Genomic DNA, 25226 nt, shown 5'->3' on the forward strand with positions numbered 1-25226 from the left:
TTAACTCCTTTAAGCTGTTGTTAGCTTGCCTTTACCATGCCGGCGAAGCCCATAAAGGCCATCGACAGCAGACCTGCAGTAATAAATGCGATAGGTGCCCCTTCGAATACTGCGGGTACTTTCGCTAATTTCAGTCGCTGCCTGAGTCCAGCAAACAGCACAATCACCAGAGTGAAACCGAGGGCAGAGCCAAGCCCGTAGACCAGAGTTTCGGTAAACGACATCTGCTCCTGAACGACTAGTAGTGCCACGCCAAGTACGGCGCAGTTGGTGGTAATTAGGGGAAGGAAGATCCCTAGGGACTGGTAAAGCGCGGGACTCATCTTCTGTATATACAACTCGGTGAACTGCACCACTGCTGCGATCACCAGAATAAATGCCAGGATCCGCATCACGCCTAAATCGAGGGGCTGCAACAGGGTGCGTTCAATCACCCAGGCTGATATTGCAGCGAGGCAGAGAACAAACGTGGTGGCCAATCCCATCCCTAGCGCGCTGTCGATTTTGTTGGATACCCCCATAAAAGGGCAGAGGCCGAGAAACTTAGCTAGCACCACATTGTTGACCAGTGCTGTACCGACCAGCAGTAGGAAATAGTCGCTCATAGCAGGGCTCCTGTTTAGATGAAGAAAACACAGAGGTACCCAAAACCGGATTAGGGGGAACGTTGGGTACCACCTACTGCGTTCGTTGAAACCAATCGCTTGGCCTACTGACAGCTCCTTATCCCCTCTGCATGGGCTGTGCCATTGCTAGGCGTGCATCATCAAAGTGCGTTTTTCCCTTTGCTGGTGCGGTGTTAACTGGGGATATGAATAGAACGGCCCATCGATAGGCGTACTAAATGCGACAAACCTTAAGGTTAATTTGTGTGGGTTTGTCACAAATCAAACAAAGGCTTCTTTAGCTAAGCCCTTGCATACCTTGGCAACGAGATGGGAACGGTGATTGCAGTTAGGGATAACCATGAGCGATGTCGGTGACCTCGCACTTATGTGTGGTGGAGGAAAGGATGAGCAAACAGCAAGAAAGTGCGGTGATAGATATGACTCCGTTTTTTAATGGCGAAGTGGGCAGCGAAACAGCCGTTAGCCAATTCATTCAAACCGTAGAACAGGCGCCGATGGCGATTTCCATCACCGATACGGATGCCAATATTCTCTACGTAAACCCCTGGTTTTGTCAGACCACTGGCTATGGGTTGCAGGAGATTAAAGGTGAAAACCATTCCATCCTGAGTTACCGCACAACCCCTGCAGAGGTTTATCAAGGGTTGTGGAATCAATTAAAGAAAGGGCGAAGCTGGCAGGGACGGTTAATTAATCGGCGCAAAAATGGTGAACGCTATTTGGCCGATGTGATCGTAACGCCCTTGACCGATGGTGAAGGTGAAACGACCCACTTTCTGGGGATCCACCGGGATGTCACCGAAACCCACGAATTGACCACCAAGCTGATCAATCAAAAAACCTTGGTTGAGGCTGTGCTCAATGCCGCGCCAGTGGCCATTGCCCTACTTGATGAAAACCAACAGGTTGTGCTCGATAACTTAAGTTACAAAGCGTTGGCAGCAGATTTTCAACAAGAGCCGGCGAAACAGATCATCGCCAAATTGAAAGAGGAACTGGGTGAAAATGCCACCGAGCAGCTGCGCACACGGCGCTTTGTTGAAGGACACAGTCTGAGCCTGGAGTTAAAGCAGTCTCGGGGCGAGCGCTGGTTCTACTGCAAGTTGTCGGGGTTCTCTGCGGCAGACAGTGGCGTGGATGATTACTTTGCGCCCACCGCCAGCGATTATCTGGTGTTGACCATCAGCGAACACACCAAAGAGAAGCGGCATCAGGAGCAGCAACGGGTGTCGGAACTGCAGAGGATGACGGCTGAGTCGGAAATGATGCATGTAATGCAGGAGACGTTACATGCTGCTATCCACCAGATGCAGGGGCCGATCAATATGATTGAGGCGGCAGTCACCGTACTTACCGGCCGTTCCGGTAAATGTCCGGGGTTAGAAGCGATGGAGATGGCGCTTAAATCTGGCGCCGATGCCGTTGACCAGCTGCGTGATGCATTGCCGGATAGACCACAAGAGGCGCAACAGCCGGTAAATATTAATCAGCTGGTACATGATGTGGCGGCGTTGAGTACCCAGCGACTGTTAAAAACTTCGATTCCGATGCAGCTCAAGCTGACCGCTACGCTGCCTTCAATTAATGGCCAACCGAGCCGGTTACGTGTGGCGATTAAGCAGCTGCTGGACAATGCCATCGACGCTATCGAGTTTGGTAAGCCGCAAAGCCGGGAGATCGAAATCCAAACCTATATGGACGATGAGTCCGTGGTGGTGCTGATTGATGATAGTGGTCCCGGTGTGCCACAAGCTAACAAAATCAAAGCGTTTCAACCCTTTTATAGTACCAAACCTGTTGCTTCAAACGGCGCCCGTGGCGTGGGTTTGAGCATAGTACAACAGGTGATGAATGAGCATTGTGGCTCCACGTTACTGCAGCGCAGTCCTTTAGGGGGCTGCCGAGCCGTTATCAGTTTACCGCGACGTGAAAGAGACAGGAGTTAGCCATGGATACGCTTTTAACTCGACCGGAAAAAATTGCGGAAAAGCACCTTTCTGCGCTGTACAAAGTTAGCAGCCTGTTAGGCAATAGCCTCGACTATACGCAGACGGTAAGTCAGGTATTGCAGGTGCTTCATGATGACGCGCTGTTAAGCCATGGCATGTTGGCGTTACTGGACAGCGAAAGGGAAATGCTGGTGATCGACGCTTTGCATTCACCGGAACAAGACGCCAATCAACAGACTGGCACAGTGCGATATCGCGCTGGTGAAGGGATCATTGGTAGTGTGGTGAGTCAGGGGCAACCGATTGTGCTGGCCAGGGTATCTGATGATCTGCGATTTGCCGATAAGCTAGCACTGTATGCGCTTGATAAACCGTTTATTGCTGTGCCGTTGAAGCAGCGTGACGGCACGGTACATGGGGTATTAGCCGCGCAGCCAGAACTCGCCAGTACCGAATTGTTGGAGCATTTCACACGACTGGTAGAGATGATCGCCACGCTGATCGGTAAAAATGTGCTATTGGCAAAAAATGTCGCCGAGCAGAATGACAACCTGGTCGCTGAGCGTGATCGTTTGCGGCGCAAAGTGCGCGGCAATTACAGCTTCGACAATATGGTTGGCCATACCCGTTCAATGCGCAAGATATTTGAGCAGGTGCGCCTGGTATCGAAATGGGACAGTACCGTATTGGTGCGGGGTGAGTCAGGCACAGGTAAGGAGTTGATCGCTAATGCCATTCATTATAACTCGCCACGAGCAAACGGGCCTTTCGTTAAGTTGAACTGCGCTGCACTGCCAGACAACCTGTTGGAATCGGAACTGTTTGGTCATGAGAAGGGGGCGTTTACCGGGGCGGTAAAGCAGCGTAAAGGTCGATTTGAGATGGCCGATGGCGGCACCCTGTTTCTTGATGAAGTGGGGGAGATATCAGCAGCGTTTCAGGCCAAGCTTTTGCGGATCCTGCAGGAGGGAGAATTTGAACGGGTTGGCGGTACGCAAACGTTAAAGGTTGACGTGCGTATTGTTGCGGCAACTAACCGTAATCTTGAAGATGAGGTGCGTGCGGAACGGTTCCGGGAAGATCTTTATTATCGACTCAACGTGATGCCTATCTACCCGCCACCGCTACGGGAGCGTATTGAAGATCTGCCGGAGTTGACCAAGTTTCTGATTGAAAAACTGTCCAAGGTACAAAACCGTGAGCTGTCGGTGACCGATGGCGCGATCCGAACCATGATGGGATATCACTGGCCAGGTAATGTCCGTGAGCTGGAAAATATGCTGGAGCGGGCGTCCATCATGAGTGAAGAGGGCAGTATCGATCAGGATTTGATCATGCTTGGCGGCGTTGATGCGCCGATGAAACTCTCTTCTTCTGCGCCTAACTTGACTGCCACTTTAGCGAAAACGGACCTGGAAGATCCTGAAATAGATGAACGTGAGCGGGTGGTTGCTGCATTGGAGCAGGCGGGTTGGGTGCAAGCGAAAGCCGCACGCCTGCTGGATATGACTCCAAGACAGATCGCTTACCGAATACAAACGATGAATATCAGAATGCGACAACTCTAATGTCAGGTACCTCACAAATGTGATGTTTGTGAGGTACATCACTCTCGACTCCTTTCTTAACTTATTGAAAAATAACTATTAACGTGTTGGCGGGTCCTTTGCATTAGCTTATGTAAGTGAATTGACTGAAACGGATGGGTGACCTAGTCACCAGGATGTATGTGGAGGACTCAGATGGGCGAGCTGCTAGCAACTCAACAAGCTAAGATTGAAACGCACCCTTGTTATTCAAAACAGGCACACCAGTACGCGCGTATTCACCTCCCGGTAGCGCCCGCCTGTAACATTCAATGTAACTACTGTAATCGTAAGTTTGATTGCAGTAATGAGTCTCGTCCGGGCGTTGTCTCAAAACTGATGTCACCAGCGGAAGCGGTGGCTCGCTATCAAAAAGTGAAGATGCGGATCCCAGAAACCCGTGTCGTTGGGATCGCTGGGCCTGGTGATCCGTTGGCTAATCCAAAGTCGACCATAGCTACCTTGAAAGCGGTGGCAGCGCTACAACATGAGCTGCACCTGTGTGTCTCAACCAATGGCTTAAATCTGCTTGATCACGTTGATGACCTAAAGGCGGTGGGTGTAGACCACCTAACCATCACTATTAACTGTATCGACGCTGATATCGGCAGCAAGATCTATCCTTGGGTCTATTTTAACCATAAACGTTTACGTGGTCGTGTTGCGGCACAAACGCTGATTGACCGTCAGCTGGCTGGTTTAAAGGCGGCGGCGGACCTCGGCATGTTGGTGAAGATCAACACCGTACTGATCCCGGGGATCAATGATCATCACGTTGCGGCAGTCGCGCAAGAGGTGAAACGCCTAGGCGCTATGTTGCATAACGTTATGCCGCTGATCGCAGAAGCGGAACACGGTACTTACTTTGGTTTAATGGGGCAGCGAAGCCCGACTGAATCTGAGATTGCCGCGGCTCGTGAAGCGGCGGGGCAGTCGATGGAGCAGATGAGCCATTGTCAGCAGTGCCGCGCTGATGCCGTAGGTAAGCTGGGGCAAGATTGTCATGCGGACCTTGATGATGACGGGTCTAGCGCGTGTGGCACTAGCGCTTTGCCGGCGGCAGAGCGATATATTGCCGTGGCCAGCCAGAGCGGCGTGCTGATTGATCAGCATTTCGGCCATGCTACGCATTTTCAAGTCTATCAACTGACTCAGGCGGGCATCGTCAGGCAGCCAGATCGCGATGTCGATCAATACTGTTTGGGTAGCACCGAGTGTGATGATGAATCCCTTAACCAACAGCAGCGTATGTCCACTTTGATCAGTAGCCTTGAGGGGTGTGATCAGGTGTTGTGCTCCCGTATTGGAATGGGGCCTTGGCAATCTTTAGAGCAGCATGGTGTCGCCCCATCTACCGATTATGCAATGCAGGCTATTGATGAGGTGTTGGCAATTGAATGGCAACGGTTCTGTGAAAATTCAACACAGGGGACGGTGAGCAGTGAGATAGGGGAGGTGTGCTAATGGCTTTCGAAATCACTGCAAGTTGTATCGGCTGCAATGCGTGTAAGCTGGTTTGCCCACAAAAAGCGATAACGGTAGGGCCTAAGCAGTACTCAATTTTACCGCATCGTTGTAATGAGTGTGTCGGGCACCACGCTGATCCGCAATGCGCCAGTATCTGTCCGGTCGAAACGGCCATCGTTAATGCTGAGGGACGAGCGCTGAATCCGCCCGGTAGCCTAACTGGGTTGCCCGATGAACGTAAAGTCGTCGCCTTGTCAAAAAGGAGAGCGCGCTTATGACCGCCAATACGATAGCTTTCTCATTCTCTTGGGGTAGCCTGCTTTCCCAACACCACCAAGCGCAGGTAAAAGACGATAAGAATTGGGCGTGGGCACAAGCTAATGCCTGGTCGCAAGCGAACCGCGATTTTATCAATCAAATTATTAAGGCGCAGCTAACGGGAAAGAGTGGTCTACCGTACGGCTTAGGTATGGCGATGGCTGCTTATCGGGACGTATTAAGAACCCAAGTCGATAAGCGCCTATTGGCGTTAGACCAAAGGTGGCGAGAAAACGAATGGCCTATGCTGCGGGCGCGGTCTGAGCTGCTTAATTCGTTGCACAATTCGCGCCTAGAAGAGCGGAATCAGTTGGCTCAATTACTGCTGGCACATGCCGATGAAGCGATCCCTGGTGCGGAGGTGATCGCCTTGGTTGTGGCTAGCGCTTGTCTTGATAAGGCGCATCTATGGCGAGCATTAGGAATGACTAGCCGAGAACAGCTACGTTATTTGCTAGAGCATAACTTCCCGCAATTGGCAGCAAATAACACCGAAGATATGCGTTGGAAGAAGTACTTCTACCGTTGTCTATGCCAGGGGGAAGGAGATTATGTGTGTCGCGCGCCTAGCTGTGGCGAATGTCAAAGCTATAACGAGTGCTTCGGACCCGAATTGTAATGGCGTAATTTTTCTCTGTGTTGGTTATTTCAGGGGGCGTAGATGCGCATATTGTTGATATTTTTGTGGTTAATTAATGGCTCCGTTGTTGCTGAAACCATCGTTATTCGGATCGCCGTGGCTGCCAACTTTAATGCCACCTTGCAGCAAGTTGTGGCTAATTATGAAACTGAAACCGGAACTAAGATAGAGATCAGTGTTGCCTCCAGTGGTGTGCTCTATCAACAGATCGTCCACGGTGCACCTTTCGACCTCTTTTTGTCTGCCGATACAGTACGACCTGCCGCTTTATATGAGCAGCAACTTGCCTTGGGCAAGCCATTCACCTACGTACGTGGCGCTTTGGCGTTCTGGTGCCCAACGTGCGAAAGACTGAGCTTGGATACCGTTGCCAGTTGGCGCGCGCGGGTGGCAATGGCAAACCCCAATACAGCCCCTTATGGTGCTGCAGCTGCAGAAGTTGTGCGACATCTGCACTGGTCGTCAACGATACCTCCCGCCGTTGGCAATAGTGTCTCTCAAGCCTATCAATTTATCGCTACAGGTAATGTCGCTGGCGGTTTCGTTGCTTATTCACAGGTGATTGATCAGCCGAGTCAGGCGATAAAGCTACCTGTTGAGTGGTACACGCCAATTGTGCAACAAGGAGTGGTATTAAAGCGCAGTCAATATCCTGAGCAGACCAATGCATTTGTTAATTATCTACTAAGTCAGGGACAGCGAGAGGTGCTAAAAATGGGCTATTTGGCTACGGACGTTGTGCTATGAGCGCGGCGGACTGGCAAGCGGTCATATTAACCCTTAAGCTGGCATTACTGACGACGGTGACCTTGATGCTAATCGGCCCTATGTTGGCCTGGTGGCTGGCGCGCAAACGTTCATTTATCGCCAGTTGTGTTGAGGCGGTAGTGGCCTTGCCACTGGTGTTGCCGCCGACCGTATTAGGTTTCTATCTGTTATGGGCATTTTCGCCGGTTAACGGTTTCGGTGCGCTGTGGTTGCAGTGGTTTGGCAGCCCGTTGGTGTTCAGTTTTACTGGCTTATGGTTCGCTTCCATCATCTATTCGCTGCCCTTTGTAGTACAGCCACTACAGGCGGCGTTCAGCAATTTAGGTAAGGACTATTTAGAAGCGGCGGCCACCATGGGGATGGGTGGGACAGAGCGATTTTTTCGTATTGTTGTACCCCTGACTCTGCCCAGTTTTGTGATTGCGGGCGTGCTGGGTTTTGCCCATACCGTGGGTGAGTTTGGTGTGGTGTTGATGATTGGCGGCAATATTGCGGGTGAAACCCGCGTGTTATCGATCGCGCTGTTCGATCATGTCGAGATGTTGGATTTTAATGCCGCTCATCGTTTGGCTGGGCTATTGCTGATATTTAGTATCGCCGTATTGGTACTGGTATATGGCTTGATGAAACGGCGTCAGCAGAGGTTATTACCATGCAGTTGAATATGGCGGTAAGTCTGCAACGTGGTGACTGGCATAGTGCTTATCACCTTAATACTGAACTGTCGGGTATTACTGGGCTGGTGGGCGCGTCAGGGGCAGGGAAAACGACCTTACTGCGGCTGCTTGCTGGATTAGAGTCAACAGCGAAAGGTTGCATCTCCCTCGCTGATAGGGTGTTGCTTAGTGCCGAAGAGCAGTTAGCGAGTGAACAGCGTCACATCGGCTTTGTGTTTCAGGACAGTCGTCTGTTTCCTCATCTAACGGTCGGCGGTAATCTGCAGTTGGCAGCTAAACGGGGCAGCCTAACCCCAGAGCAAGAGTTTGATCTGCTTGGTGAGTTGGGAATACTGAATTGGACAGACAAATACCCACGGCAACTTTCAGGAGGGCAGCAGCAGCGGGTTGCTCTTGCCCGTGGCCTGTTGCAAACACCTAAGTTACTGTTACTCGATGAACCTATGTCTGCGCTCGATGTGGCAACCCGTCGTCAGCTATTACCTTTACTTCGCCGCATCGCCTGTGAGTGGTCTTTGCCGATGCTGTATGTCAGCCATTCCACTGAAGAGATCTGCGCCGCTTGTGATCAAGTGGTGATGATCGACCACGGCAAGGTGGTAGCGAAAGGGGATCCACTCGTACTGTTTTCTACGCCAGAATATAGTCGTTACCTTGATAAGCAGCATCAAGGTGCAGTGCTATTTGCCACGGCAAAATCCTACGATCCTCACGATCAACTGATGCGATTGCGTTTACATGATGATGGACCTGCAGCGTATTGGCTGACGGCTCCGCTGCCTGAGGAGGTATTGGGTGAGACGGTCACTCTCCGTATTCCCGCCAATGAAGTTGTGTTGGCATTGCGGCCACTAGCGCAATCGAGTATTCAGAACTGTGTGCCGGTGACCGTGCTGGAGATCTCGGAGCAGGGGGGAGCTGAAGCACTCGTGAAGGTTTGCCTTGGGGCGTCACCGTCGGCGCAGTCACTGCTTATCTCGTTGTCCAGACGCGCATTGCGCCAACTAAAGCTGGTGGCGGGGCTCTCTCTATACGCACATATCAAAGCGGTTAACCTGATTAAGATTGATTAACGCGGTTTTACCATTACATTTCGATAGCTGCACTGATTAGACCTCTGCTGGAAATATGAGCAGAGCCTGTTAAGCTTGGCCAAAAAAACAATAATAAAAAGGCGAGCTATCATGTCTAAATCTTTGAAGCAGTGGCTAAATGAATACGGCGTGAGCCATAAAAATCCAACCAATAAGGCGATTCACTGGGTCGCTGTGCCTACCATCTATTTTACTGTGTTAGCAATGTTATGGTCGATCCCTGTACCTTGGGATGGCGCTCTGTTGCCTTGGTTGAACTGGGGCTCATTAGCGATGTTGCCGGTGTTTGTGTTCTATTGGCGATTATCCTTATCCCTCGCGATCGGCATGCTAGTGATGACGTTATTGATGTGCGCAGCGCTGCTGGGTTATCAGACGTGGGTGGAGTTCCCCCTGTTTTATAGTGCCGCGATCGTTTTTGTGATCGCTTGGATCTTTCAATTTATTGGTCACGAAATTGAAGGTAAGAAACCCTCGTTTTTTAAGGATCTGCAGTTTTTGTTGATAGGTCCGCTTTGGGTGATGCATTTCCTTTATCGTCGCTGGCATTGGCCCGTTTAGATGGCAGGCAGGTAGGTAGCACTCGCCCTTGGTGATGATAGTTGTAGAAGGGCGAGTGAATCAGTTAACTAGTTAATGTTGTTTTGCCGCTTCTGCCAGCAGATCGACACCAAACTCTTTCAATATCGATGTCAGTGAAATCAGCGGCAGGCCAACCAAAGTATTGGGATCTTTGCCACTGAGAGAGTCAAACAGGGTGATCCCCAGCGCTTCACTTTTAAAGCTGCCAGCACAGTTGTAGGGCTTTTCTACCCGAAGGTAGTTCTCTATCTCAGCGATGCTGAGGTGGCGAAATCTGACCACAAAGGGCTCTACTATCGAGATACAGACGCCGGTGGCTGATTCGTAGACCGCTAACCCAGTGTAAAAAGTCACCTCTTTACCGCTGGCTTGTTGCAGTTGTTTCACTGCATTCTCATGAGTGCCAGGTTTGCCAAGGATCTGATTATCGATCACAGCCACTTGGTCTGAGCCGATAATTAATGCATCGTCAAACAGTGACGATACCGCCGCTGCTTTCTCTTCAGCGAGGCGTTCGACCAGTGCTGTCGGGGCTTCCCCATCCTGAGCTGATTCGTCAATATCTGGCGATGCGCAGGTGAAAGGGACGGATAATTTCTCTAATATCGCTTTTCTAAAAGGGGAAGTTGAGCCGAGTACTAAGGTTTTCATAGTTTCTTTTTTACGCTGATCACTGTTACCGCCTAGTATACGCCCGATTATTCTTCTACTTAAAACCTCATTTTCCTTTGACTCTGGGGTATTAGGTCATTATCATTCGCGCCCTATGCGAAAGGTGAAGTTACCCGTACGTCTAGATCCCATACGAAATTCGCAAAAGCGAACCTCGTATGATGGAGAAATAGACGCAGTACGTTTTAGTCGGCTCAGTGAAATGGCTCCGTTGTTGGCGCCGGTTTCTGTGGCGCTTAAATGCGGGATAGACGCGCAAGGCCTGGCAGTGGTGGATGCGTCCATTAAAGCTAGCCTGACACTCACATGTCAGCGTTGTAACGAAACCTTTGAACAGGAGTTTGAAGTTCATTCGCAGTTTTGCCCGATAACGGCGAAAGTGAATGTGGATGAACTGCCTGATGCTTATGAGCCAGTTGAACTTGATGAAAATGGTGAAGTTGAACTGCACACTCTGGTTGAAGATGAACTGATGTTAGCTGTACCGATTGTGCCTATGCATGACGATGCGGATTGTCCTCAGTCTTCGAAAACCATGGTGTTTGGTGAAATAGAGCCTGCTGATGAGCGTCCAAACCCCTTCGCTATACTGAATTCGTTAAAAAAGTGATTAACTGAGGAGTAGGGCAGATGGCCGTACAAAAAGTTCGTAAATCTCGTTCCAAGCGTAACATGCGTCGTGCCCACGACAGCCTGACTGGACCAACTTTGTCTGTAGATGCGACTTCAGGTGAAACTCACCGTCGTCATCACGTGACAGCTGACGGTTTCTACCGTGGTCAAAAGGTTGTCGGTTAATACCGAAGGCCTATTTTGTCACATCTAACCCTAGCGTTAGATGCCATGGGGGGCGACCATGGCCCCTCTATTACAGTGCCTGCAGCTTTGCAGGCATTGCATTCTCACCCCCATCTTAAGATCCAGTTGTTCGGCCTCGAACAAGAACTCACGCCCTTATTAGATAAGTCATTACCCGCAACTCTCACTGATCGTATCTCTATTCATCATGCTGATGACGTTGTTAGCATGGGTGATAAACCGTCATTCGCGCTGCGTAATCGGCGGCAGTCTTCTATGCGTCTGGCGCTAAACGCGGTGGCTGATGGTCACGCTGATGCTTGCGTTAGCGCGGGAAATACCGGCGCGTTGATGTCGATGGCCAAATTTGTCTTAAAGACTCTGCCTGGTATTGAGCGTCCCGCATTGATTGCTGCTTTGCCAACCGAAGTTGGCAAGCGGGTACATATGCTCGATTTGGGCGCGAACATTAATTGCGATAGTGAAACACTGTTTCAATTTGCTTTGATGGGGCATGTATTAGCGCAACAAGTTGAACAAATTGAACGCCCTAAAATCGCTTTGCTGAATATCGGTGAAGAGGAAACCAAGGGTAATGATCAGATTAAACAGACAGCACAATTACTGTTAGACAGTGACGATATCCATTTTGTTGGCTATATAGAAGGCCGGGACATTTTTACTGGTAACGTCGATGTTGTGGTTTGTGACGGTTTTGTCGGTAATGTTTGTTTAAAAACCTGTGAAGGGTTAAGCCAGTTCATCATCAAAGAGTTTAAGCGTCGCTTCAAACCTAAAGGTTGGCTAAAATTTCTGCTACCTTTTGTTTTACCGACGCTTTCTCGGATGTTAAAAGGGATGAACCCCGACCAGTACAATGGCGCAAGTCTGTTAGGATTGCGCGGCATCGTGGTCAAGAGCCACGGTAACGCCGATCTTAAGGCGTTTCAGCACGCGATAGATGAAGCAATCGTGGAAATGGAACGTCAGGTGCCTAAGCGCATCAAAGATCAACTCGAAGCCGCTCTGCTGGATAAACATTGTTAATATGATGTACAGCAAAATTTCTGGAACAGGCAGTCACCTGCCTGAGCTTGTTCGTACCAATGCCGATCTTGAAGAGATGGTAGATACCACTCATCAATGGATCGTTGAACGAACAGGTATTATCGAACGTCGTATCGCCGGCCCTGATGAAACTGTCGCAACCATGGGTGCAGAAGCAGCCAAAAATGCGCTTGAAGCTGCAGGGTTAACGGCTGATCAACTCGATATGATTATCTGCGCAACGACAAGTGCAGAACACGCCTTCCCGTCGGCCGCATGTGAAATACAGCGGATCCTAAACGCGCCACCTATGCCTGCATTTGATGTGGCGGCGGCTTGTGCTGGATTTAGCTATGTATTGAGCGTGGCAGATCAATTTATCCGCACAGGCCAAGCAAAGAATATCTTGGTGATTGGTGCTGATGTCCTCAGTCGCATGGCTGACCCGGAAGATCGTGGGACTATCATCTTGTTTGGTGACGGTGCGGGGGCTGCGGTTCTGACTGCTAGTGAAGAGCCGGGTATCTTGTCGACTCACATCAACGCCGATGGCCGTTATGGAGACTTGCTGAAGATCCGCAATATGCGGCCTGGGCAAGAGGATCATGATTGGCTATTCATGAAGGGCAATGAGGTGTTTAAAGTAGCCGTCACTAAGCTAAGTGAAGTGGTTGAACAAACACTCAAAGCCAATAACCTGGATAAGCAGGAGTTAGATTGGTTGGTTCCTCACCAAGCCAACCTGCGAATTATTCAGGCAACAGCCAAAAAATTGAAGATGTCGATGGATCAGGTGGTGGTTAATCTACACAACACCGGGAACACATCTGCGGCATCTGTACCTGTCGCGCTCGATGAAGCCATCAGAGATGGTCGGATTAAGCGCGGCGAACTTCTGCTATTGGAAGCCTTTGGCGGTGGTTTTGCCTGGGGCGCGGCACTGGTTCGTTATTAACCCCATTATTCATTGATGTGAATGGTAGTTAGGTGAAGAGATTATGAGCAATAAGTTTGCATTTGTATTTCCTGGTCAGGGTTCTCAAACCGTTGGCATGTTGGCTGATCTGGCGAACAATGAGGTCGTTCAGGCCACGTTCGCTGAAGCATCAGCTGTACTGGGATATGACTTGTGGAAGCTGGTATCTGAAGGCCCGGTAGAAGACTTGAACCAAACTGACCGCACGCAGCCAGCGTTGTTGGCTAGTTCTGTCGCGCTATTCCGCCTTTGGCAGAGCCAAGGTGGTGAAATGCCGAGTGTGATGGCCGGTCACAGCTTGGGCGAATACTCCGCTTTGGTTTGTGCGGGTGTGTTGTCTTTCGTCGATGCGATCAAGTTGGTTGAGCAACGGGGCAAGTTCATGCAGCAGGCGGTACCTGCGGGTGAAGGTGCTATGTCTGCCATCATTGGCCTGAGCGATGAAGAGATTATCTCTGCTTGTGAGAAAGCCGCTGAGAATGAAGTGGTGTCGGCAGTGAACTTTAACTCACCTGGTCAGGTTGTAATTGCAGGCTCCGCTGCAGCTGTGGCACGTGCAAATGAACTTTGTAAAGAAGCTGGTGCCAAACGAGCGTTACCGCTTCCGGTCAGCGTTCCTTCGCACTGTGCATTGATGAAGCCCGCAGCGGAACAGCTGGCAACATCGTTGGATTCCGTAGAGCTTGCAACACCTGTTGTACCGGTTGTTAATAATGTTGATGTGGCTCAGGCCACTGACGCCGCTGAAATTCGTGATGCGTTGGTTAGGCAGTTACATAAGCCTGTGCGTTGGACTGAATCCGTGCAATCAATGGTCGCCGGTGGCGTGACTGAATTCGTTGAAGTAGGACCGGGTAAGGTACTTTCAGGCTTGATTAAGCGTATTGACCGTTCTGCAACTTGTGTTGCTGTCAATGACTTTGCCAGCCTTGAAAACGCGCTGACCAAATAATTTGAGGAATTAAAAAACATGTCATTGAACTTAAGCCTGGAAGGTAAAGTTGCTTTGGTCACCGGCGCTAGCCGTGGCATCGGTAAATCAATTGCCCTGAAACTGGTAGAGCAGGGGGCTTTTGTTATCGGTACAGCAACCAGTGAAAATGGCGCCAACGCCATTGCTGAATATCTTGGTGAACATGGTGCTGGCAAGGTACTAAATGTCACTGAGCAGGCGTCGGTTGACACATTGTTTGCCGATATCAAAGAATCTCATGGTGGTGTTGATCTGTTAATTAACAACGCTGGTATCACCAAAGATAATCTGTTCATGCGAATGAAAGAAGATGAGTGGGAGTCAGTGATCGATACTAACCTGACCTCACTGTTTCGCCTGAGTAAGGCAGTCATTCGTACCATGATGAAGAAACGTGGCGGTCGTATCGTCAATATCGGATCTGTGGTTGGTACTATGGGCAACGCTGGCCAGGTGAATTACTCGGCAGCAAAAGCGGGTTTGATCGGTTTTACTAAATCTTTGGCTCGGGAAGTTGCCAGTCGCGGAATCACCGTGAATGCGATCGCGCCCGGATTTATTGAAACTGATATGACACATGCTCTTGACGAAGGTCAGCGCGGCGCTATTTTGTCTCAGGTACCAATGGAACGTCTTGGAAGCCCAGAAGAAATTGCCTCAGCGGTGGTCTTTTTGGCATCTGATATGGCTGGCTATATTACGGGCGAAACGCTGCACGTAAATGGCGGCATGTATATGGTTTAACCAAAGAACACATTTTGTTCTGCAATTTTCATAAATAACGCTAAAATCGTGGTTTGACCACTTTGAGTTCTTTAGCCAATAGCTTGAATCTTTTGGCCTATCGAATACACTAGGCAAAAATTCGCGAAAGCGTTATTTGTTCATAAAGGAAAATATAGAAAATGAGCACTCTTGAAGAACGCGTAAAAAAAATCATCATCGAGCAACTGGGTGTTAAAGAAGAAGAAGTGAAAAACGAAGCTTCTTTTGTTGATGACCTCGGTGCAGACTCGCTGGATACAGTTGAGTTGGTGATGGCTCTTGAAGAGGAATTTGATACTGAGATTCCTGACGAAGAAGCTGAAAAGATCACAACTGTTCAATCAGCTATCGATTACGTCCAGTCTCACCAGGACTAATCAAAAAGATTTCAGGAAGGCGGCGCTTAAGCCGCCTTTGTTTTTTGTAGGGTTAACTCCTTATGGAGGCAGAACGTGTCTAAACGTCGTGTAGTAATCACTGGCATGGGGATGCTTTCCCCTGTTGGTAACAGCGTTGAAGAGTCCTGGCAGGCTCTGGTAGCGGGTAAAAGCGGTATCGGTCCTGTTGAGGGGTTTGATGTTGAAGCTTTTTCCACGCGCTTTGCTGGGCAGGTAAAAGACTTCAATGTTGAAGACTATATGTCGAAGAAAGATGCTCGCAAGATGGATCTGTTCATTCAATATGGTATTGCCGCTGGTATTCAGGCAATTGAAGATGCCAAATTGGAGATTACAGACGAAAACGCAGCGCGTGTAGGCGCAGCGATTGGTTCTGGTATTGGTGGGCTAGGTCTCATCGAAAAGAGCCATGAAGCTCTGCTGGCTGGCGGTCCTCGCAAGATTTCACCTTTCTTTGTACCTTCGACCATTATCAACATGGTAGCTGGACACCTTTCAATCAAATACGGTTTGAAAGGCCCGAATATTTCTATTGTCACCGCCTGTACCTCAGGTGTGCACAATATCGGCCATGCTGCACGTATGATCTGCTACGGTGATGCTGACGCTATGCTGGCTGGTGGTGCTGAGGCCGCTTGTACGCCACTTGGCTTGGGTGGTTTTGCCGCTGCGAAGGCGCTTTCAACTAGAAATGATGAACCACAGCAAGCAAGCCGCCCGTGGGACAAAGATCGTGATGGTTTTGTGCTCGGAGATGGTGCTGGCATGATCGTACTTGAAGAGTATGAATCAGCGAAGGCTCGCGGAGCGAAGATGTACGCAGAAGTGGTTGGTTTTGGTATGAGCGGCGATGCTTATCACATGACTTCACCACCAGCAGACGGCAGCGGTGCCGCAGCGGCAATGGTAAATGCGCTGAATGATTCTGGTATTGATTACGACAAAGTCGGTTATATCAATGCTCATGGTACATCAACACCAGCAGGTGATATTGCTGAAACAGCTGCGGTTAAGTCAGTCTTTGGTGAACATGCCTATGACCTGAAGGTCAGTTCAACTAAGTCGATGACAGGCCACTTGCTAGGCGCTGCGGGTGCGATTGAAACCATCATCACAGCACTGGTATTGGAGAAGGGGATTATTCCTCCCACCATTAACCTTGATAACCCCGCCGAAGGTTGTGATCTGAATTATTGTGCGCATACCGCCCAAGAAACGGACGCAGAATATGCACTAAGCAATTCATTCGGTTTTGGTGGTACCAACGGATCCGTGCTTTTGAAGAAAATCTAAGTTACGGAAACTGTTGCTGAATAAAAAAGCCTGATACCTTATGGCATCAGGCTTTTTTATTATCTGTGATAACACTTTTGCACCTCATTAATGGCGTAGCCTCATCTCAAATTGATGTTAACGATCGCGGCCTCCAGTATGGCGATGGTTTCTTTACCACTATGTTGGTTACCGACGGCCATGCTCAATGGTGGGATCACCACTTGGCGCGATTGCAAACCAGTGCGCAGCGTTTATATATTTCCGGTATTGATTGGCATCGCTTAGAACGTGACGTTTTTGCGACCGCATCAGCACAGCCATCATCGGTGATTAAGGTCGTTATTACGCGGGGCAGCGGTGGCCGTGGTTATAGCCCGCAAGGATGTAACCTGCCCTCTGTGATTGTCAGCCAGTTTGCTGTCCCTGCACATGTAGATGCATGGCAGCAGAAAGGAATAAGTTTAGGTGTCGCAAAATTTAAACTGGGTGTTAGTCCAGCGCTGGCTGGTTTGAAAACACTTAACCGCCTTGAGCAAGTATTAGGTAGGCAAGAGGTGTTGGCGTTAGGTGTTGATGATGCCGTATTTTGCAATGTAAACGGCGATGTAATAGAGACAAATGCTGCCAATATATTTTGGCGTAAAGATAAGCTTGTATATACATGCGATCTTTGCGGTTCCGGGGTTGCAGGGGTGATGAGCCGAGTTGTGTTGGACACGCTTAGCGCAGAAAATATCCCGTTTAATGTCGTCAAAGGTACGCTAGATGCATTGCGTTCTGCAGATGAAATTTGGATAACGAACAGCGTACAACAAGTTGTTCCTGTCAGACTATTTGATGGCCGAGTGATGCAAGATTTTGCCTTTAGCCGAAGGCTGCAAGCGATCATCATGGAAGGAAATAGATGAGTTTTTGGAAACGTTTTAGTGTGTTTGTCATTGGCTTAGCCATGCTTGGTATTGTCGCCGTGGCAATAGTCTTTGCTCGTGTTGATAGCTATTTAAATCAACCGCTTTTTGTCAATGAACCGGTCATCTATGCTGTTGCTAGCGGCAGTCATTACCGTAAAGTATTGGATGAGTGGCAACAGCAAGGTTGGATCCGCGGAGCCTGGCAAAGCCGGCTGGTTGGTCGTGTCTATCCTGAACTTGTAGCGATCAAGGTCGGTACCTTTCAAATTCAGCCCAATGCTACGCTCAGGGAAAGTTTGGCTTTACTCAGTGGCGGTGCTGAATTTCAGTATCAATTGACCTTTGTAGAAGGTGAACGTTTTCGTGATTGGCGACTGAAGCTACTGGAAGCCCCAGGCTTAAAACGCACACTGGGTGAGTTAAGTGATGCGCAAGTGAAAGAGGCGTTAGCCATTGAGTCGCCATCTGTCGAAGGATGGCTCTATCCTGATACCTACTTTTATACTCAGGGCAGCACTGATCTGGAACTGTTGCAGCGCGCCCACGATGCAATGAAAGCCCAACTTGAGTTCGCTTGGCAGCAGCGAGATCCTGATATCCCGCTAAAAAGTGCGTATGAGGTGTTAATTATGGCCTCGATCATTGAGAAGGAGACCGGCGTTGATGACGAACGCCCTCGGATATCCTCTGTATTCGAGAATCGCCTTAGGTTAGGTATGCGCTTACAAACGGATCCGACCGTTATATACGGCTTAGGGGACAGCTATCAAGGGGATATTAAACGGGTTCATTTGCGTCAAAAGACCGCATATAACACCTATGTGATCCCTGCTTTACCGCCTACGCCTATTGCGATGCCGGGAGTTAACTCGCTGATGGCAGCCGTGAAACCGGAAAAATCGGATTACCTCTATTTTGTCGCCAGCGGTGGCGGGCGTCACTATTTCTCCCGTACCTTGAAAGAGCATAATCAAGCGGTCAGAAAATATATTCTTGGAAAATGATAATGAGTGAAGTAACAGTCCCGGGTAAATTTATTGTTATCGAAGGGCTCGAAGGTGCCGGCAAGAGCACAGCTGTCACTGCGGTGACGGAGTTTCTGGCCTCCCACGGCGTGCGCGATATCTTAACAACGAGAGAGCCAGGTGGTACGCCGTTGGCGGAGCAACTACGTAATATCGTGAAATCTCCGACCCTGGATGAACCGGTCGCTCCGGAAACTGAGTTGCTCTTGATGTATGCCAGTCGCGCACAGTTGGTCAAAACGGTTATTGAACCCGCGTTAGCCGCTGGAAAATGGGTATTGGGCGATCGCCATGACTTGTCGAGTCGCGCGTATCAAGGCGGTGGTCGCGGGATTGACGATGGTCAGATCCAGGCAATAAAACATGCAGTGCTTGGTGACTTTAAACCGGACTTAACGCTCTACATGGATATAGATCCTGAGGTAGGCTTAGCTAGGGCTCGAGGGCGGGGCGAATTAGATCGTATTGAGCTGGAAGCGCTCGACTTTTTCGTGAGAACACGAGAGCGCTACTTGACCCTGGCCAAGCAAGACCCAAGTATTAGAACCGTTGACGCTGGGGTTGCCATACCGCAAGTGACGCAACAAATAAATGATCTGCTCGCCGAAGAGGTTTTACCGTGGCTCAGCAGGTGCTAAGTGCATTGCAGATGCCTTGGTTGCTGTCAGCCTACGGTACGTTAGCTCAAAGTGTTGCAGCCAATCGTTTACCTGCGGCGGTGCTGTTGACTGGCGTTGCCGGTATTGGCAAGCGGACCTTAGCCGATGATCTCGCTTCTCTGCTTATCTGTGTTCAACCCCAAACTACAGAGCTGGGGTATCTTCGCGCCTGTGGCCAGTGTAAAAGCTGCCAATTGAAAGACGCAGGAAACCATCCTGATTACCTTTTCCTTACCGCCAATGACAAGGGCACGATCACTGTTGATGCGATTCGGGAACTGACGCGAGTTACCGCTCAAGCCACTCACCAGTCGGGTCGGCGAGTCATTGTGATTGTTGGCGCAGAAGCAATGAACAGTAACGCCGCTAATGCGTTGTTGAAGACCCTTGAAGAGCCGCCCGCCGGTACGTTTATCATCATGACTACGGCAGTTTCGAGCCGGTTATTGCCGACCATTATTAGCCGTTGCCAACATTACCCGCTATCGGCATCACCCGAGCAGGCAACCGATTGGCTACAACAACACCAGCTCAATGTTGATTTCAATGTATTGACGTTATTGCAAAATGCGCCGTTGGCGTTGCAAAACTTCATTCAATCGGAGGAATACGCTCAGTTGCAGGCTTTTTCTGCTTTGTACGCTAGGTGGCAGCAGGGCGAGAAAGGCGCCTTAAATGAGTTGAAAGAACTGATCGCTCAGGCGCCTGTCGAACGTATTAACTGGTTAATCAACTGGGTTAGCGCCGAAGCGAAACAAGCACCTTCGCCACTGGCATCGCAGTTGTCCCAGTTTTACCGCAATTTGCTGAACAGTCGTGTCGTGTTGTCACAATCTGGTATCAATCAAGTGTTACAGGTGGAAAAAGTGATCAGCTATGGAGTATTAGTCAATCGTGAATAATCTATCTCGGCCGCGATGGCGTTGGATAACACGCACGTTTTTCATGCTGCTTGTTATCGGAACGCTGACAGCCTGTAGCACTAAAATGGTTTATAACTATTTGGACTGGATAGTGCCTTGGACGATTGACGACTATATAACGCTGGATAGCGAGCAAGAGGCATTCGTTGACCGCTCTCTCGCTCAGGTATTGAGTTGGCACCGGCAAGAGCAGCTGCCTCTGTATGCGGCAGATCTTGAGTCGCTCCGTTCTGCACTAAAATCTGAACTCACCATCGATGAGGTCGTTGGCTTCACTAAGAAGGCGCGGGCGCACTGGTATCAACTGATAGAAGTGATGTTTCCCCCCTTGGTTGAGTTTGGCCAGAGCTTAAGTGACGAACAGGCCAGACAGTTAGTTGCAACTGTGCGCGAAGAGCTAGACGAAATAAAGGCCGAACATGATGAGCAGACCCTCGAGGAACGTCAGCAAGAGTGGCGTGAGGGGATGGAAGAGGGACTGGAAGATTGGCTAGGGTCATTAACTGACGGCCAAATCCTGCGAATTAAAGAGTGGAGTGAGACCCGAACGAGCAGTTTTGATCTCTGGATCGCATATCGCTACCGTTGGGTGGATGAGCTTGAACAAACGTTAGCGAAGCGCAATCAGCCAGCGCAGTTTCAGCAGAGTGCTGAACATCTTTTGTTACAGCTCGATGAGATCCGAGGGGGCGAGTATCTTGCCGCTATCGAAAAGAACCGGCGTTTTTACGCGCAGATGATCGTTGATATCTCCACATCAATGACAAAACAACAACAGACACACTTAGATGACAAACTTAGTGAGCTAATTAATGATTTAACTGAGTTGCATCGGGAGGAATAGTAATGTCGCAAGGTTTGCCTATGGGGCCTGTGATGATTGACTTGGAAGGAACAGTGTTGAGCGCGGAAGAGAAAGCGCTCTTACTTCATCCCGCCGTTGGTGGATTGATTTTCTTTAGTCGTAACTTCCAAAGCCGAGAACAGATCACCAGGTTAGTGGCCGAGATCCGTAGCGTTCGACCAGAACTGCTGATCGCCGTTGATCATGAAGGAGGCCGAGTACAGCGCTTTCGCGACGGATTTACCCATATTCCAGCAATGGCAAAAATCTTTGCAGCGTGTGATGGTGATATGGCAACGGCGTCATCCTGGGCTACGCATTTTGGCTGGTTGATGGCCTCAGAGTTATTGGCGGTTGATATCGATATTAGTTTTGCACCTGTGCTTGATCTGAATGGCATCAGTGAAGTGATTGGTGATCGCGCTTTCCATAGTCAACCTGCACAAGTGGCTTCGCTGGCATCGGCGTTTATTGACGGTATGCATCAAGCGGGTATGAAAAGCACCGGTAAGCACTTTCCTGGTCATGGTTCGGTGGCTGCAGATAGCCATGTGGCAGTGCCGGTTGATGAGCGCCCAAGTGCGATGATCCGCGACTATGATATGACCGTGTTTAGTCGCTTATCTGCGGATCACAAGCTAGATGCGATTATGCCAGCCCATGTGATATATCCGGATCTTGATGCACTGCCAGCAGGCTTTTCACCTTATTGGTTGCAAACAGTGCTGCGCGGCGAACTCGATTTTGACGGTGTTATTTTCTCTGACGACCTGACGATGGAAGGCGCCAGTGTTATGGGCGACTATCATGAGCGTACCGCAGCGGCTTTAGCTGCTGGTTGTGATATGTTGTTGGTTTGCAATGATCGAAAAGCTGCAGTTGAGGTGTTAGATTCGGTGCAGAAATTGGCACCATCTTACTCCCCACGTCTGCCGAAGATGCGTAAGTCTGCGGCGCCAAGCTGGGCAAATTTGACCGCGTCACCGCGATGGCAGCAGGTACAGGCGATCATTTCGGAAAATTTTGCTTAACTTATCTTTTGACTCAGCGCATTCGTAGATTCGATTTATTCGCCTATATTCAGAAAGCTGGCGCAAAATTGGGAGCAGAAAATGATTATTTACCTACATGGATTTGATTCGACAAGTCCTGGCAATCACGAGAAAGTGCTACAGCTTAAATTTATTGACCCTGATGTACGCGCCGTGACGTATAGCACCATGCATCCAAAGCACGATATGAGCCATCTACTGAAAGAGGTGATGCGGGATGTCCGAGAAGCGGGGGATCCTAATCCGCTGATTTGTGGTGTGGGATTAGGCGGTTACTGGTCTGAGCGGATCGGTTTTCTGGCGGGAATAAAATCGGTGATCATTAATCCCAACCTTCAACCCGAGGTAACGATGGAAGGGAAGATCGATCGGCCGGAAGAATACAAAGATATAGCCGGTAAATGTGTGTCTGAGTTTCGCAATAAGAATAAGGGACGTACGTTAGTCGTATTGTCTCGAAATGATGAGGTGCATGACAACACGGTTAGCCATGATGCCTTGGCGCCATATTACGATGTGATTTGGGACGAAGAGCAGAGTCATAAGTTCAAAAAGCTCTCGCCCCATCTGCAACAGATTAAAGCATTTAAGGAATCGAGCGAATAGCTTAAACTATGTGACAGCTAGCATGTTTTGCGGGCCATTTGGCCCGCTTTTGTTTTTTTAGGAGCGCCGAATGAGCGAAATTAAGATTGTTGTCGTTGGTGGTGGTGCCGGTGGTTTGGAGTTGGCAACTAAGCTGGGACGTCGTCTTGGTAAAAAGGGCAGAGCGGAGATCACCCTGGTTGACAGAAAACGTACCCATATCTGGAAGCCGTTATTGCACGAAGTGGCTGCAGGTTCGTTAGATGATGGTGTTGATGCGCTTAGTTACCGTGCTCATGCCCGCAATCATCATTTTCAATTTCAGCTGGGTGCTTTATCGAGAATAGAACGGGACAGTAAGCAAATTGTTCTTGCGCCGATGAATGACGAGAAGGGCGAAGAGCTCATGGCTGAACGCACGCTCGATTACGATTACTTGGTGATCTCCCTAGGTAGTGTGTCCAATGACTTTAATACCCAAGGTGTTAGAGACAATTGTATCTTCCTTGACTCGCCTGAACAGGCTAGGCGTTTTCACCGTGAGCTACTCAATGCGTTTTTGAAAGTGGGTGGCGGCAAGAATGAAACCCTCGATATCGCCATTGTAGGCGCAGGCGCTACAGGTGTAGAACTGTCTGCAGAGTTACATAAAGCGGCGGAAGAAGCCGCGCTGTACGGTGTTAAAGATGCCGGACGCGATAAGTTGAATGTCACTTTGGTTGAAGCTGGGCCTCGCATCTTGCCTGCACTACCTGAGCGAATTAGTGGTGCTGCACACAAAGAATTATTAGATCTGGGTGTTGCAGTAAAAACCGCCACCATGGTGACGGAAGCTACCAGTTCGGGTTTGAAAACCAAAGATGGTGATGAGATCCCTGCACAGTTGATGGTATGGGCTGCAGGTATTAAAGCGCCAGACTTTCTCGCAGAAATTGGCGGCTTAGAAACCAATCGTATTAATCAGCTGGTGGTTAAGTCGACGTTGCAAACAACTAACGATGATTCAATTTATGCATTGGGTGATTGCGCGAGTTGTATTCAGGAAGACGGAAAGCCTGTCCCTCCACGTGCTCAGGCCGCGCATCAGATGGCCTCTCACGTGTATAAGAATTTGCTCGCGCAGTTAGAGGGGAAGCCGCTGACAGCGTATGAGTATAAAGATCATGGTTCGCTTGTTTCATTAAGCAAGTACACCACGGTGGGAAGTCTGATGGGCAACCTGACGAGAGGATCAATGCGAGTTGAAGGGCGCGTAGCGCGGTTCGTTTATATCTCTTTGTATCGTATGCACCAGTTTGCACTGCATGGCTGGTTTAAGACGTTATTGCTACTACTGGTTGGTCAAATCAACCGTGCGTTACGTCCAACGTTGAAATTACATTAATGAGTAAATACGCGTCTTCAGTATTGATCAACGTACTCTATCTCGGGCTCGGCCTGTTGTTCTCGTTCAGCGCTCAGGCATTTAAACCTGAGCCCCCTGAACGAGTACCAGGCCTTGGTGTTGCCGTGCCTGATTCGGATATCGACAATAAGCTGAAGCATTATTGTCGTCCTATCGCAGCGTGGAGCAGGCCTGCATACATGTTGTGCCTAGAAGCGGGGGTGTCAGTCAATCTCGCGATCCGTGAGTATCATGCAGCGGAGTGTTCGGCACAGGATACTCGTGGGATATGTGAACAGGCGCGTGGGCTTTATCAGCGCAATTTTCGGCTTTGGGATGGCTCAGTAGACAATGTTGGTCGTGCGCAGGCACAGCTGGGCGCGGCAGGGCGGAAAAAGGTCGCAGCTTCTGCTGGTGTTGCCCAGTGTAAAAATCGTTATCAGCAAGCGATCGATAGTCACCGAACAAAACTTGATCAAATACTGCTTTGGCTGGAACAAAGGAAGCAGGTTACGAGTGGACTTTCGGCGGAAAGCTTACTGCTGTTGGAGCGCAATGCCAGCGAGAAGTTAAGCCTTAGTGGTTTTAAGCCGCCGGTATCTTCTCCTACCTGCCAGCAAGCGATGAAAGGCTCCCATGCCAAGCTCGTGCAAGAACAAAGTGAAATACGTAAACAGTTAAGTGCTAAACAAGTCTCATGGCGAACTGAAGCAGAGCGCTTATTGGCCGTTCGTGCTTGTGAACAGCCGACGAAACGGCAAATTCTGGCTTTACAGCAGCAATACCTGCAATCGCACCAGTCTGAATCAACAGCGATAGGGCTGGCACTGCTGCAGCCATCGGGGTTCGTGTTTGCTAAAGACAACAGGTTCCGCTTTGACCGCCATATTGCTGATCTCGCCAAGTTGGCAGTTGCTGATCCGAACACCTTAGTTGGTGACGACGAGGTGCTGCTGGTTCAGCAAAACTGTTCCGTGAGCAGTGAGTTGCAGTTGCAGCGTATGGCGCAAACCCAGCGGCAGCAGTGGTTCCTGTTGCAGCGTGACCTCTGGGTTGTAGATTACCTAGCGGCTGGTAAGCGCTTGCCCGAATTAACACCTTCTAATGCAAAGGTTTGGTTGTTTAGCGGACTTGGGTTGCTGTTTATTACGATCGTAGGTGTCTGCATCTATCCGCTTACTATTGCGCGCATCAAGGCCATCATGCGGAAGCGTAAGTCCGAGTGATCG

At 49.6% G+C, this 25226-nt stretch carries 28 protein-coding genes; 26 read left to right on the forward strand and 2 right to left on the reverse strand.

The features are described 5' to 3' along the window. Nucleotides 1-20 precede the first annotated feature (20 nt). The gene (rsxA, locus tag EZV61_RS13915; protein WP_114336458.1) at nt 21-605 is read right to left on the reverse strand and encodes an electron transport complex subunit RsxA; all 585 of its coding nucleotides are present in this window, start codon (nt 603-605) and stop codon (nt 21-23) included. Nucleotides 606-1012: 407 nt separating this feature from the next. Between rsxA and nifL the strand changes: the two genes are divergently transcribed. The 9 genes from nifL (at nt 1013) to EZV61_RS13960 (ending at nt 9689) form a co-directional block, all read left to right on the forward strand. After that, nucleotides 1013-2575 (forward strand): nitrogen fixation negative regulator NifL, encoded by a 1563-nt coding sequence (nifL, locus tag EZV61_RS13920; protein ID WP_165419239.1) that lies wholly within the window; start codon nt 1013-1015, stop codon nt 2573-2575. A 2-nt stretch (nt 2576-2577) separates the two neighbouring features. Next, entirely contained in the window at nt 2578-4146 is a 1569-nt protein-coding gene (gene nifA / locus EZV61_RS13925) for a nif-specific transcriptional activator NifA (protein WP_114336460.1), read from the forward strand. A gap of 174 nt (nt 4147-4320) precedes the next feature. Further along, entirely contained in the window at nt 4321-5628 is a 1308-nt protein-coding gene (nifB, locus tag EZV61_RS13930; protein WP_165569614.1) for a nitrogenase cofactor biosynthesis protein NifB, read from the forward strand. After that, the gene (locus tag EZV61_RS13935; RefSeq protein ID WP_114336462.1) at nt 5628-5909 is read left to right on the forward strand and encodes a 4Fe-4S dicluster domain-containing protein; all 282 of its coding nucleotides are present in this window, start codon (nt 5628-5630) and stop codon (nt 5907-5909) included. Before nifB ends, EZV61_RS13935 begins: the two co-directional genes overlap by 1 nt. Beyond that, complete coding sequence (locus EZV61_RS13940) at nt 5906-6568, forward strand: nitrogen fixation protein NifQ (protein WP_114336463.1); 663 nt, start codon at nt 5906-5908, stop codon at nt 6566-6568. Before EZV61_RS13935 ends, EZV61_RS13940 begins: the two co-directional genes overlap by 4 nt. Nucleotides 6569-6610: 42 nt before the next feature. Beyond that, on the forward strand, nt 6611-7336 hold the full coding sequence (modA, locus tag EZV61_RS13945; protein WP_131416347.1) for a molybdate ABC transporter substrate-binding protein: 726 nt from the start codon (nt 6611-6613) through the stop codon (nt 7334-7336). Further along, nucleotides 7333-8019 carry a molybdate ABC transporter permease subunit gene (gene modB / locus EZV61_RS13950; RefSeq protein WP_131416349.1) on the forward strand — a complete coding sequence of 229 codons (687 nt, stop codon included), beginning with the start codon at nt 7333-7335 and terminating at the stop codon, nt 8017-8019. The genes modA and modB overlap by 4 nt, the downstream gene beginning before the upstream one ends. Then, the gene (gene modC / locus EZV61_RS13955) at nt 8010-9107 is read left to right on the forward strand and encodes a molybdenum ABC transporter ATP-binding protein (RefSeq protein ID WP_131416351.1); all 1098 of its coding nucleotides are present in this window, start codon (nt 8010-8012) and stop codon (nt 9105-9107) included. Before modB ends, modC begins: the two co-directional genes overlap by 10 nt. A 111-nt stretch (nt 9108-9218) precedes the next feature. Beyond that, nucleotides 9219-9689: an Mpo1 family 2-hydroxy fatty acid dioxygenase gene (locus EZV61_RS13960; RefSeq protein WP_114336467.1), complete on the forward strand. Its 471-nt coding sequence runs from the start codon at nt 9219-9221 to the stop codon at nt 9687-9689. Nucleotides 9690-9761: 72 nt separating this feature from the next. On the opposite strand, the gene EZV61_RS13965 is transcribed toward EZV61_RS13960, so the two are convergent. Beyond that, the gene (locus EZV61_RS13965) at nt 9762-10361 is read right to left on the reverse strand and encodes a Maf family protein (RefSeq protein ID WP_114336468.1); all 600 of its coding nucleotides are present in this window, start codon (nt 10359-10361) and stop codon (nt 9762-9764) included. Between the two features lie 124 nt (nt 10362-10485). On the opposite strand from EZV61_RS13965, the gene yceD reads away from it, so the two are divergent. The 17 genes from yceD to EZV61_RS14050 all read left to right on the forward strand — a co-directional run bounded on the left by yceD (nt 10486) and on the right by EZV61_RS14050 (nt 25223). Then, nucleotides 10486-10992, forward strand: coding sequence for a 23S rRNA accumulation protein YceD (yceD, locus tag EZV61_RS13970; RefSeq protein ID WP_205695389.1), 507 nt, complete (start codon nt 10486-10488; stop codon nt 10990-10992). A 20-nt stretch (nt 10993-11012) separates the two neighbouring features. Continuing rightward, entirely contained in the window at nt 11013-11180 is a 168-nt protein-coding gene (rpmF, locus tag EZV61_RS13975) for a 50S ribosomal protein L32 (protein WP_114336470.1), read from the forward strand. Between the two features lie 15 nt (nt 11181-11195). Continuing rightward, on the forward strand, nt 11196-12227 hold the full coding sequence (gene plsX, locus EZV61_RS13980) for a phosphate acyltransferase PlsX (protein ID WP_114336471.1): 1032 nt from the start codon (nt 11196-11198) through the stop codon (nt 12225-12227). Between the two features lie 4 nt (nt 12228-12231). Then, on the forward strand, nt 12232-13182 hold the full coding sequence (locus EZV61_RS13985) for a beta-ketoacyl-ACP synthase III (protein ID WP_130566037.1): 951 nt from the start codon (nt 12232-12234) through the stop codon (nt 13180-13182). Nucleotides 13183-13225: 43 nt separating this feature from the next. Further along, nucleotides 13226-14155, forward strand: coding sequence for an ACP S-malonyltransferase (fabD, locus tag EZV61_RS13990; protein WP_114336472.1), 930 nt, complete (start codon nt 13226-13228; stop codon nt 14153-14155). A gap of 18 nt (nt 14156-14173) precedes the next feature. Beyond that, nucleotides 14174-14920, forward strand: coding sequence for a 3-oxoacyl-ACP reductase FabG (gene fabG / locus EZV61_RS13995; protein WP_114336473.1), 747 nt, complete (start codon nt 14174-14176; stop codon nt 14918-14920). 161 nt (nt 14921-15081) lie between these two features. Then, nucleotides 15082-15318 (forward strand): acyl carrier protein, encoded by a 237-nt coding sequence (gene acpP / locus EZV61_RS14000; RefSeq protein WP_114336474.1) that lies wholly within the window; start codon nt 15082-15084, stop codon nt 15316-15318. Nucleotides 15319-15393: 75 nt separating this feature from the next. Next, on the forward strand, nt 15394-16632 hold the full coding sequence (gene fabF, locus EZV61_RS14005; RefSeq protein ID WP_114336475.1) for a beta-ketoacyl-ACP synthase II: 1239 nt from the start codon (nt 15394-15396) through the stop codon (nt 16630-16632). Between the two features lie 65 nt (nt 16633-16697). Then, on the forward strand, nt 16698-17522 hold the full coding sequence (gene pabC, locus EZV61_RS14010; protein WP_165569615.1) for an aminodeoxychorismate lyase: 825 nt from the start codon (nt 16698-16700) through the stop codon (nt 17520-17522). Further along, nucleotides 17519-18529, forward strand: coding sequence for an endolytic transglycosylase MltG (gene mltG, locus EZV61_RS14015; RefSeq protein ID WP_130565682.1), 1011 nt, complete (start codon nt 17519-17521; stop codon nt 18527-18529). Before pabC ends, mltG begins: the two co-directional genes overlap by 4 nt. Before the next feature lie 2 nt (nt 18530-18531). After that, entirely contained in the window at nt 18532-19188 is a 657-nt protein-coding gene (gene tmk / locus EZV61_RS14020; RefSeq protein ID WP_131416355.1) for a dTMP kinase, read from the forward strand. Then, entirely contained in the window at nt 19170-20111 is a 942-nt protein-coding gene (locus EZV61_RS14025) for a DNA polymerase III subunit delta' (protein WP_131416357.1), read from the forward strand. Before tmk ends, EZV61_RS14025 begins: the two co-directional genes overlap by 19 nt. After that, a complete protein-coding gene (locus EZV61_RS14030; RefSeq protein WP_131416359.1) occupies nt 20104-20976 on the forward strand; it encodes a DUF6279 family lipoprotein in 873 nt (290 codons plus the stop codon). Before EZV61_RS14025 ends, EZV61_RS14030 begins: the two co-directional genes overlap by 8 nt. Nucleotides 20977-20996: 20 nt before the next feature. Further along, on the forward strand, nt 20997-22007 hold the full coding sequence (gene nagZ, locus EZV61_RS14035) for a beta-N-acetylhexosaminidase (RefSeq protein ID WP_131416444.1): 1011 nt from the start codon (nt 20997-20999) through the stop codon (nt 22005-22007). 81 nt (nt 22008-22088) lie between these two features. Beyond that, nucleotides 22089-22634 (forward strand): alpha/beta hydrolase YcfP, encoded by a 546-nt coding sequence (ycfP, locus tag EZV61_RS14040; RefSeq protein WP_114336481.1) that lies wholly within the window; start codon nt 22089-22091, stop codon nt 22632-22634. Between the two features lie 70 nt (nt 22635-22704). Beyond that, nucleotides 22705-23997, forward strand: a complete 1293-nt coding sequence (locus tag EZV61_RS14045; protein WP_114336482.1) for an NAD(P)/FAD-dependent oxidoreductase — start codon at nt 22705-22707, stop codon at nt 23995-23997. Continuing rightward, nucleotides 23997-25223, forward strand: coding sequence for a hypothetical protein (locus tag EZV61_RS14050; protein WP_131416361.1), 1227 nt, complete (start codon nt 23997-23999; stop codon nt 25221-25223). The genes EZV61_RS14045 and EZV61_RS14050 overlap by 1 nt, the downstream gene beginning before the upstream one ends. Nucleotides 25224-25226: the final 3 nt, after the last annotated feature.

Source organism: Corallincola luteus (assembly GCF_004336975.1).
Taxonomy (GTDB): Bacteria; Pseudomonadota; Gammaproteobacteria; order Enterobacterales; family Neiellaceae; genus Corallincola; species Corallincola holothuriorum.

Coding starts and splice junctions, on each gene's coding strand:
- EZV61_RS13985 (WP_130566037.1), top strand. CDS start 12,232: ATGTACAGCAAAATTTCTGGAACAGGCAGTCACCTGCCTGAGCTTGTT.
- fabG (WP_114336473.1), top strand. CDS start 14,174: ATGTCATTGAACTTAAGCCTGGAAGGTAAAGTTGCTTTGGTCACCGGC.
- mltG (WP_130565682.1), top strand. CDS start 17,519: ATGAGTTTTTGGAAACGTTTTAGTGTGTTTGTCATTGGCTTAGCCATG.
- EZV61_RS13935 (WP_114336462.1), top strand. CDS start 5,628: ATGGCTTTCGAAATCACTGCAAGTTGTATCGGCTGCAATGCGTGTAAG.
- EZV61_RS13960 (WP_114336467.1), top strand. CDS start 9,219: ATGTCTAAATCTTTGAAGCAGTGGCTAAATGAATACGGCGTGAGCCAT.
- EZV61_RS13940 (WP_114336463.1), top strand. CDS start 5,906: ATGACCGCCAATACGATAGCTTTCTCATTCTCTTGGGGTAGCCTGCTT.
- modC (WP_131416351.1), top strand. CDS start 8,010: ATGCAGTTGAATATGGCGGTAAGTCTGCAACGTGGTGACTGGCATAGT.
- EZV61_RS13965 (WP_114336468.1), bottom strand. CDS start 10,361: ATGAAAACCTTAGTACTCGGCTCAACTTCCCCTTTTAGAAAAGCGATA.
- EZV61_RS14050 (WP_131416361.1), top strand. CDS start 23,997: ATGAGTAAATACGCGTCTTCAGTATTGATCAACGTACTCTATCTCGGG.
- nifL (WP_165419239.1), top strand. CDS start 1,013: ATGAGCAAACAGCAAGAAAGTGCGGTGATAGATATGACTCCGTTTTTT.
- nagZ (WP_131416444.1), top strand. CDS start 20,997: ATGGGGCCTGTGATGATTGACTTGGAAGGAACAGTGTTGAGCGCGGAA.
- ycfP (WP_114336481.1), top strand. CDS start 22,089: ATGATTATTTACCTACATGGATTTGATTCGACAAGTCCTGGCAATCAC.
- acpP (WP_114336474.1), top strand. CDS start 15,082: ATGAGCACTCTTGAAGAACGCGTAAAAAAAATCATCATCGAGCAACTG.
- modB (WP_131416349.1), top strand. CDS start 7,333: ATGAGCGCGGCGGACTGGCAAGCGGTCATATTAACCCTTAAGCTGGCA.
- nifB (WP_165569614.1), top strand. CDS start 4,321: ATGGGCGAGCTGCTAGCAACTCAACAAGCTAAGATTGAAACGCACCCT.
- tmk (WP_131416355.1), top strand. CDS start 18,532: ATGAGTGAAGTAACAGTCCCGGGTAAATTTATTGTTATCGAAGGGCTC.
- rsxA (WP_114336458.1), bottom strand. CDS start 605: ATGAGCGACTATTTCCTACTGCTGGTCGGTACAGCACTGGTCAACAAT.
- nifA (WP_114336460.1), top strand. CDS start 2,578: ATGGATACGCTTTTAACTCGACCGGAAAAAATTGCGGAAAAGCACCTT.
- EZV61_RS14045 (WP_114336482.1), top strand. CDS start 22,705: ATGAGCGAAATTAAGATTGTTGTCGTTGGTGGTGGTGCCGGTGGTTTG.
- rpmF (WP_114336470.1), top strand. CDS start 11,013: ATGGCCGTACAAAAAGTTCGTAAATCTCGTTCCAAGCGTAACATGCGT.
- fabD (WP_114336472.1), top strand. CDS start 13,226: ATGAGCAATAAGTTTGCATTTGTATTTCCTGGTCAGGGTTCTCAAACC.
- modA (WP_131416347.1), top strand. CDS start 6,611: ATGCGCATATTGTTGATATTTTTGTGGTTAATTAATGGCTCCGTTGTT.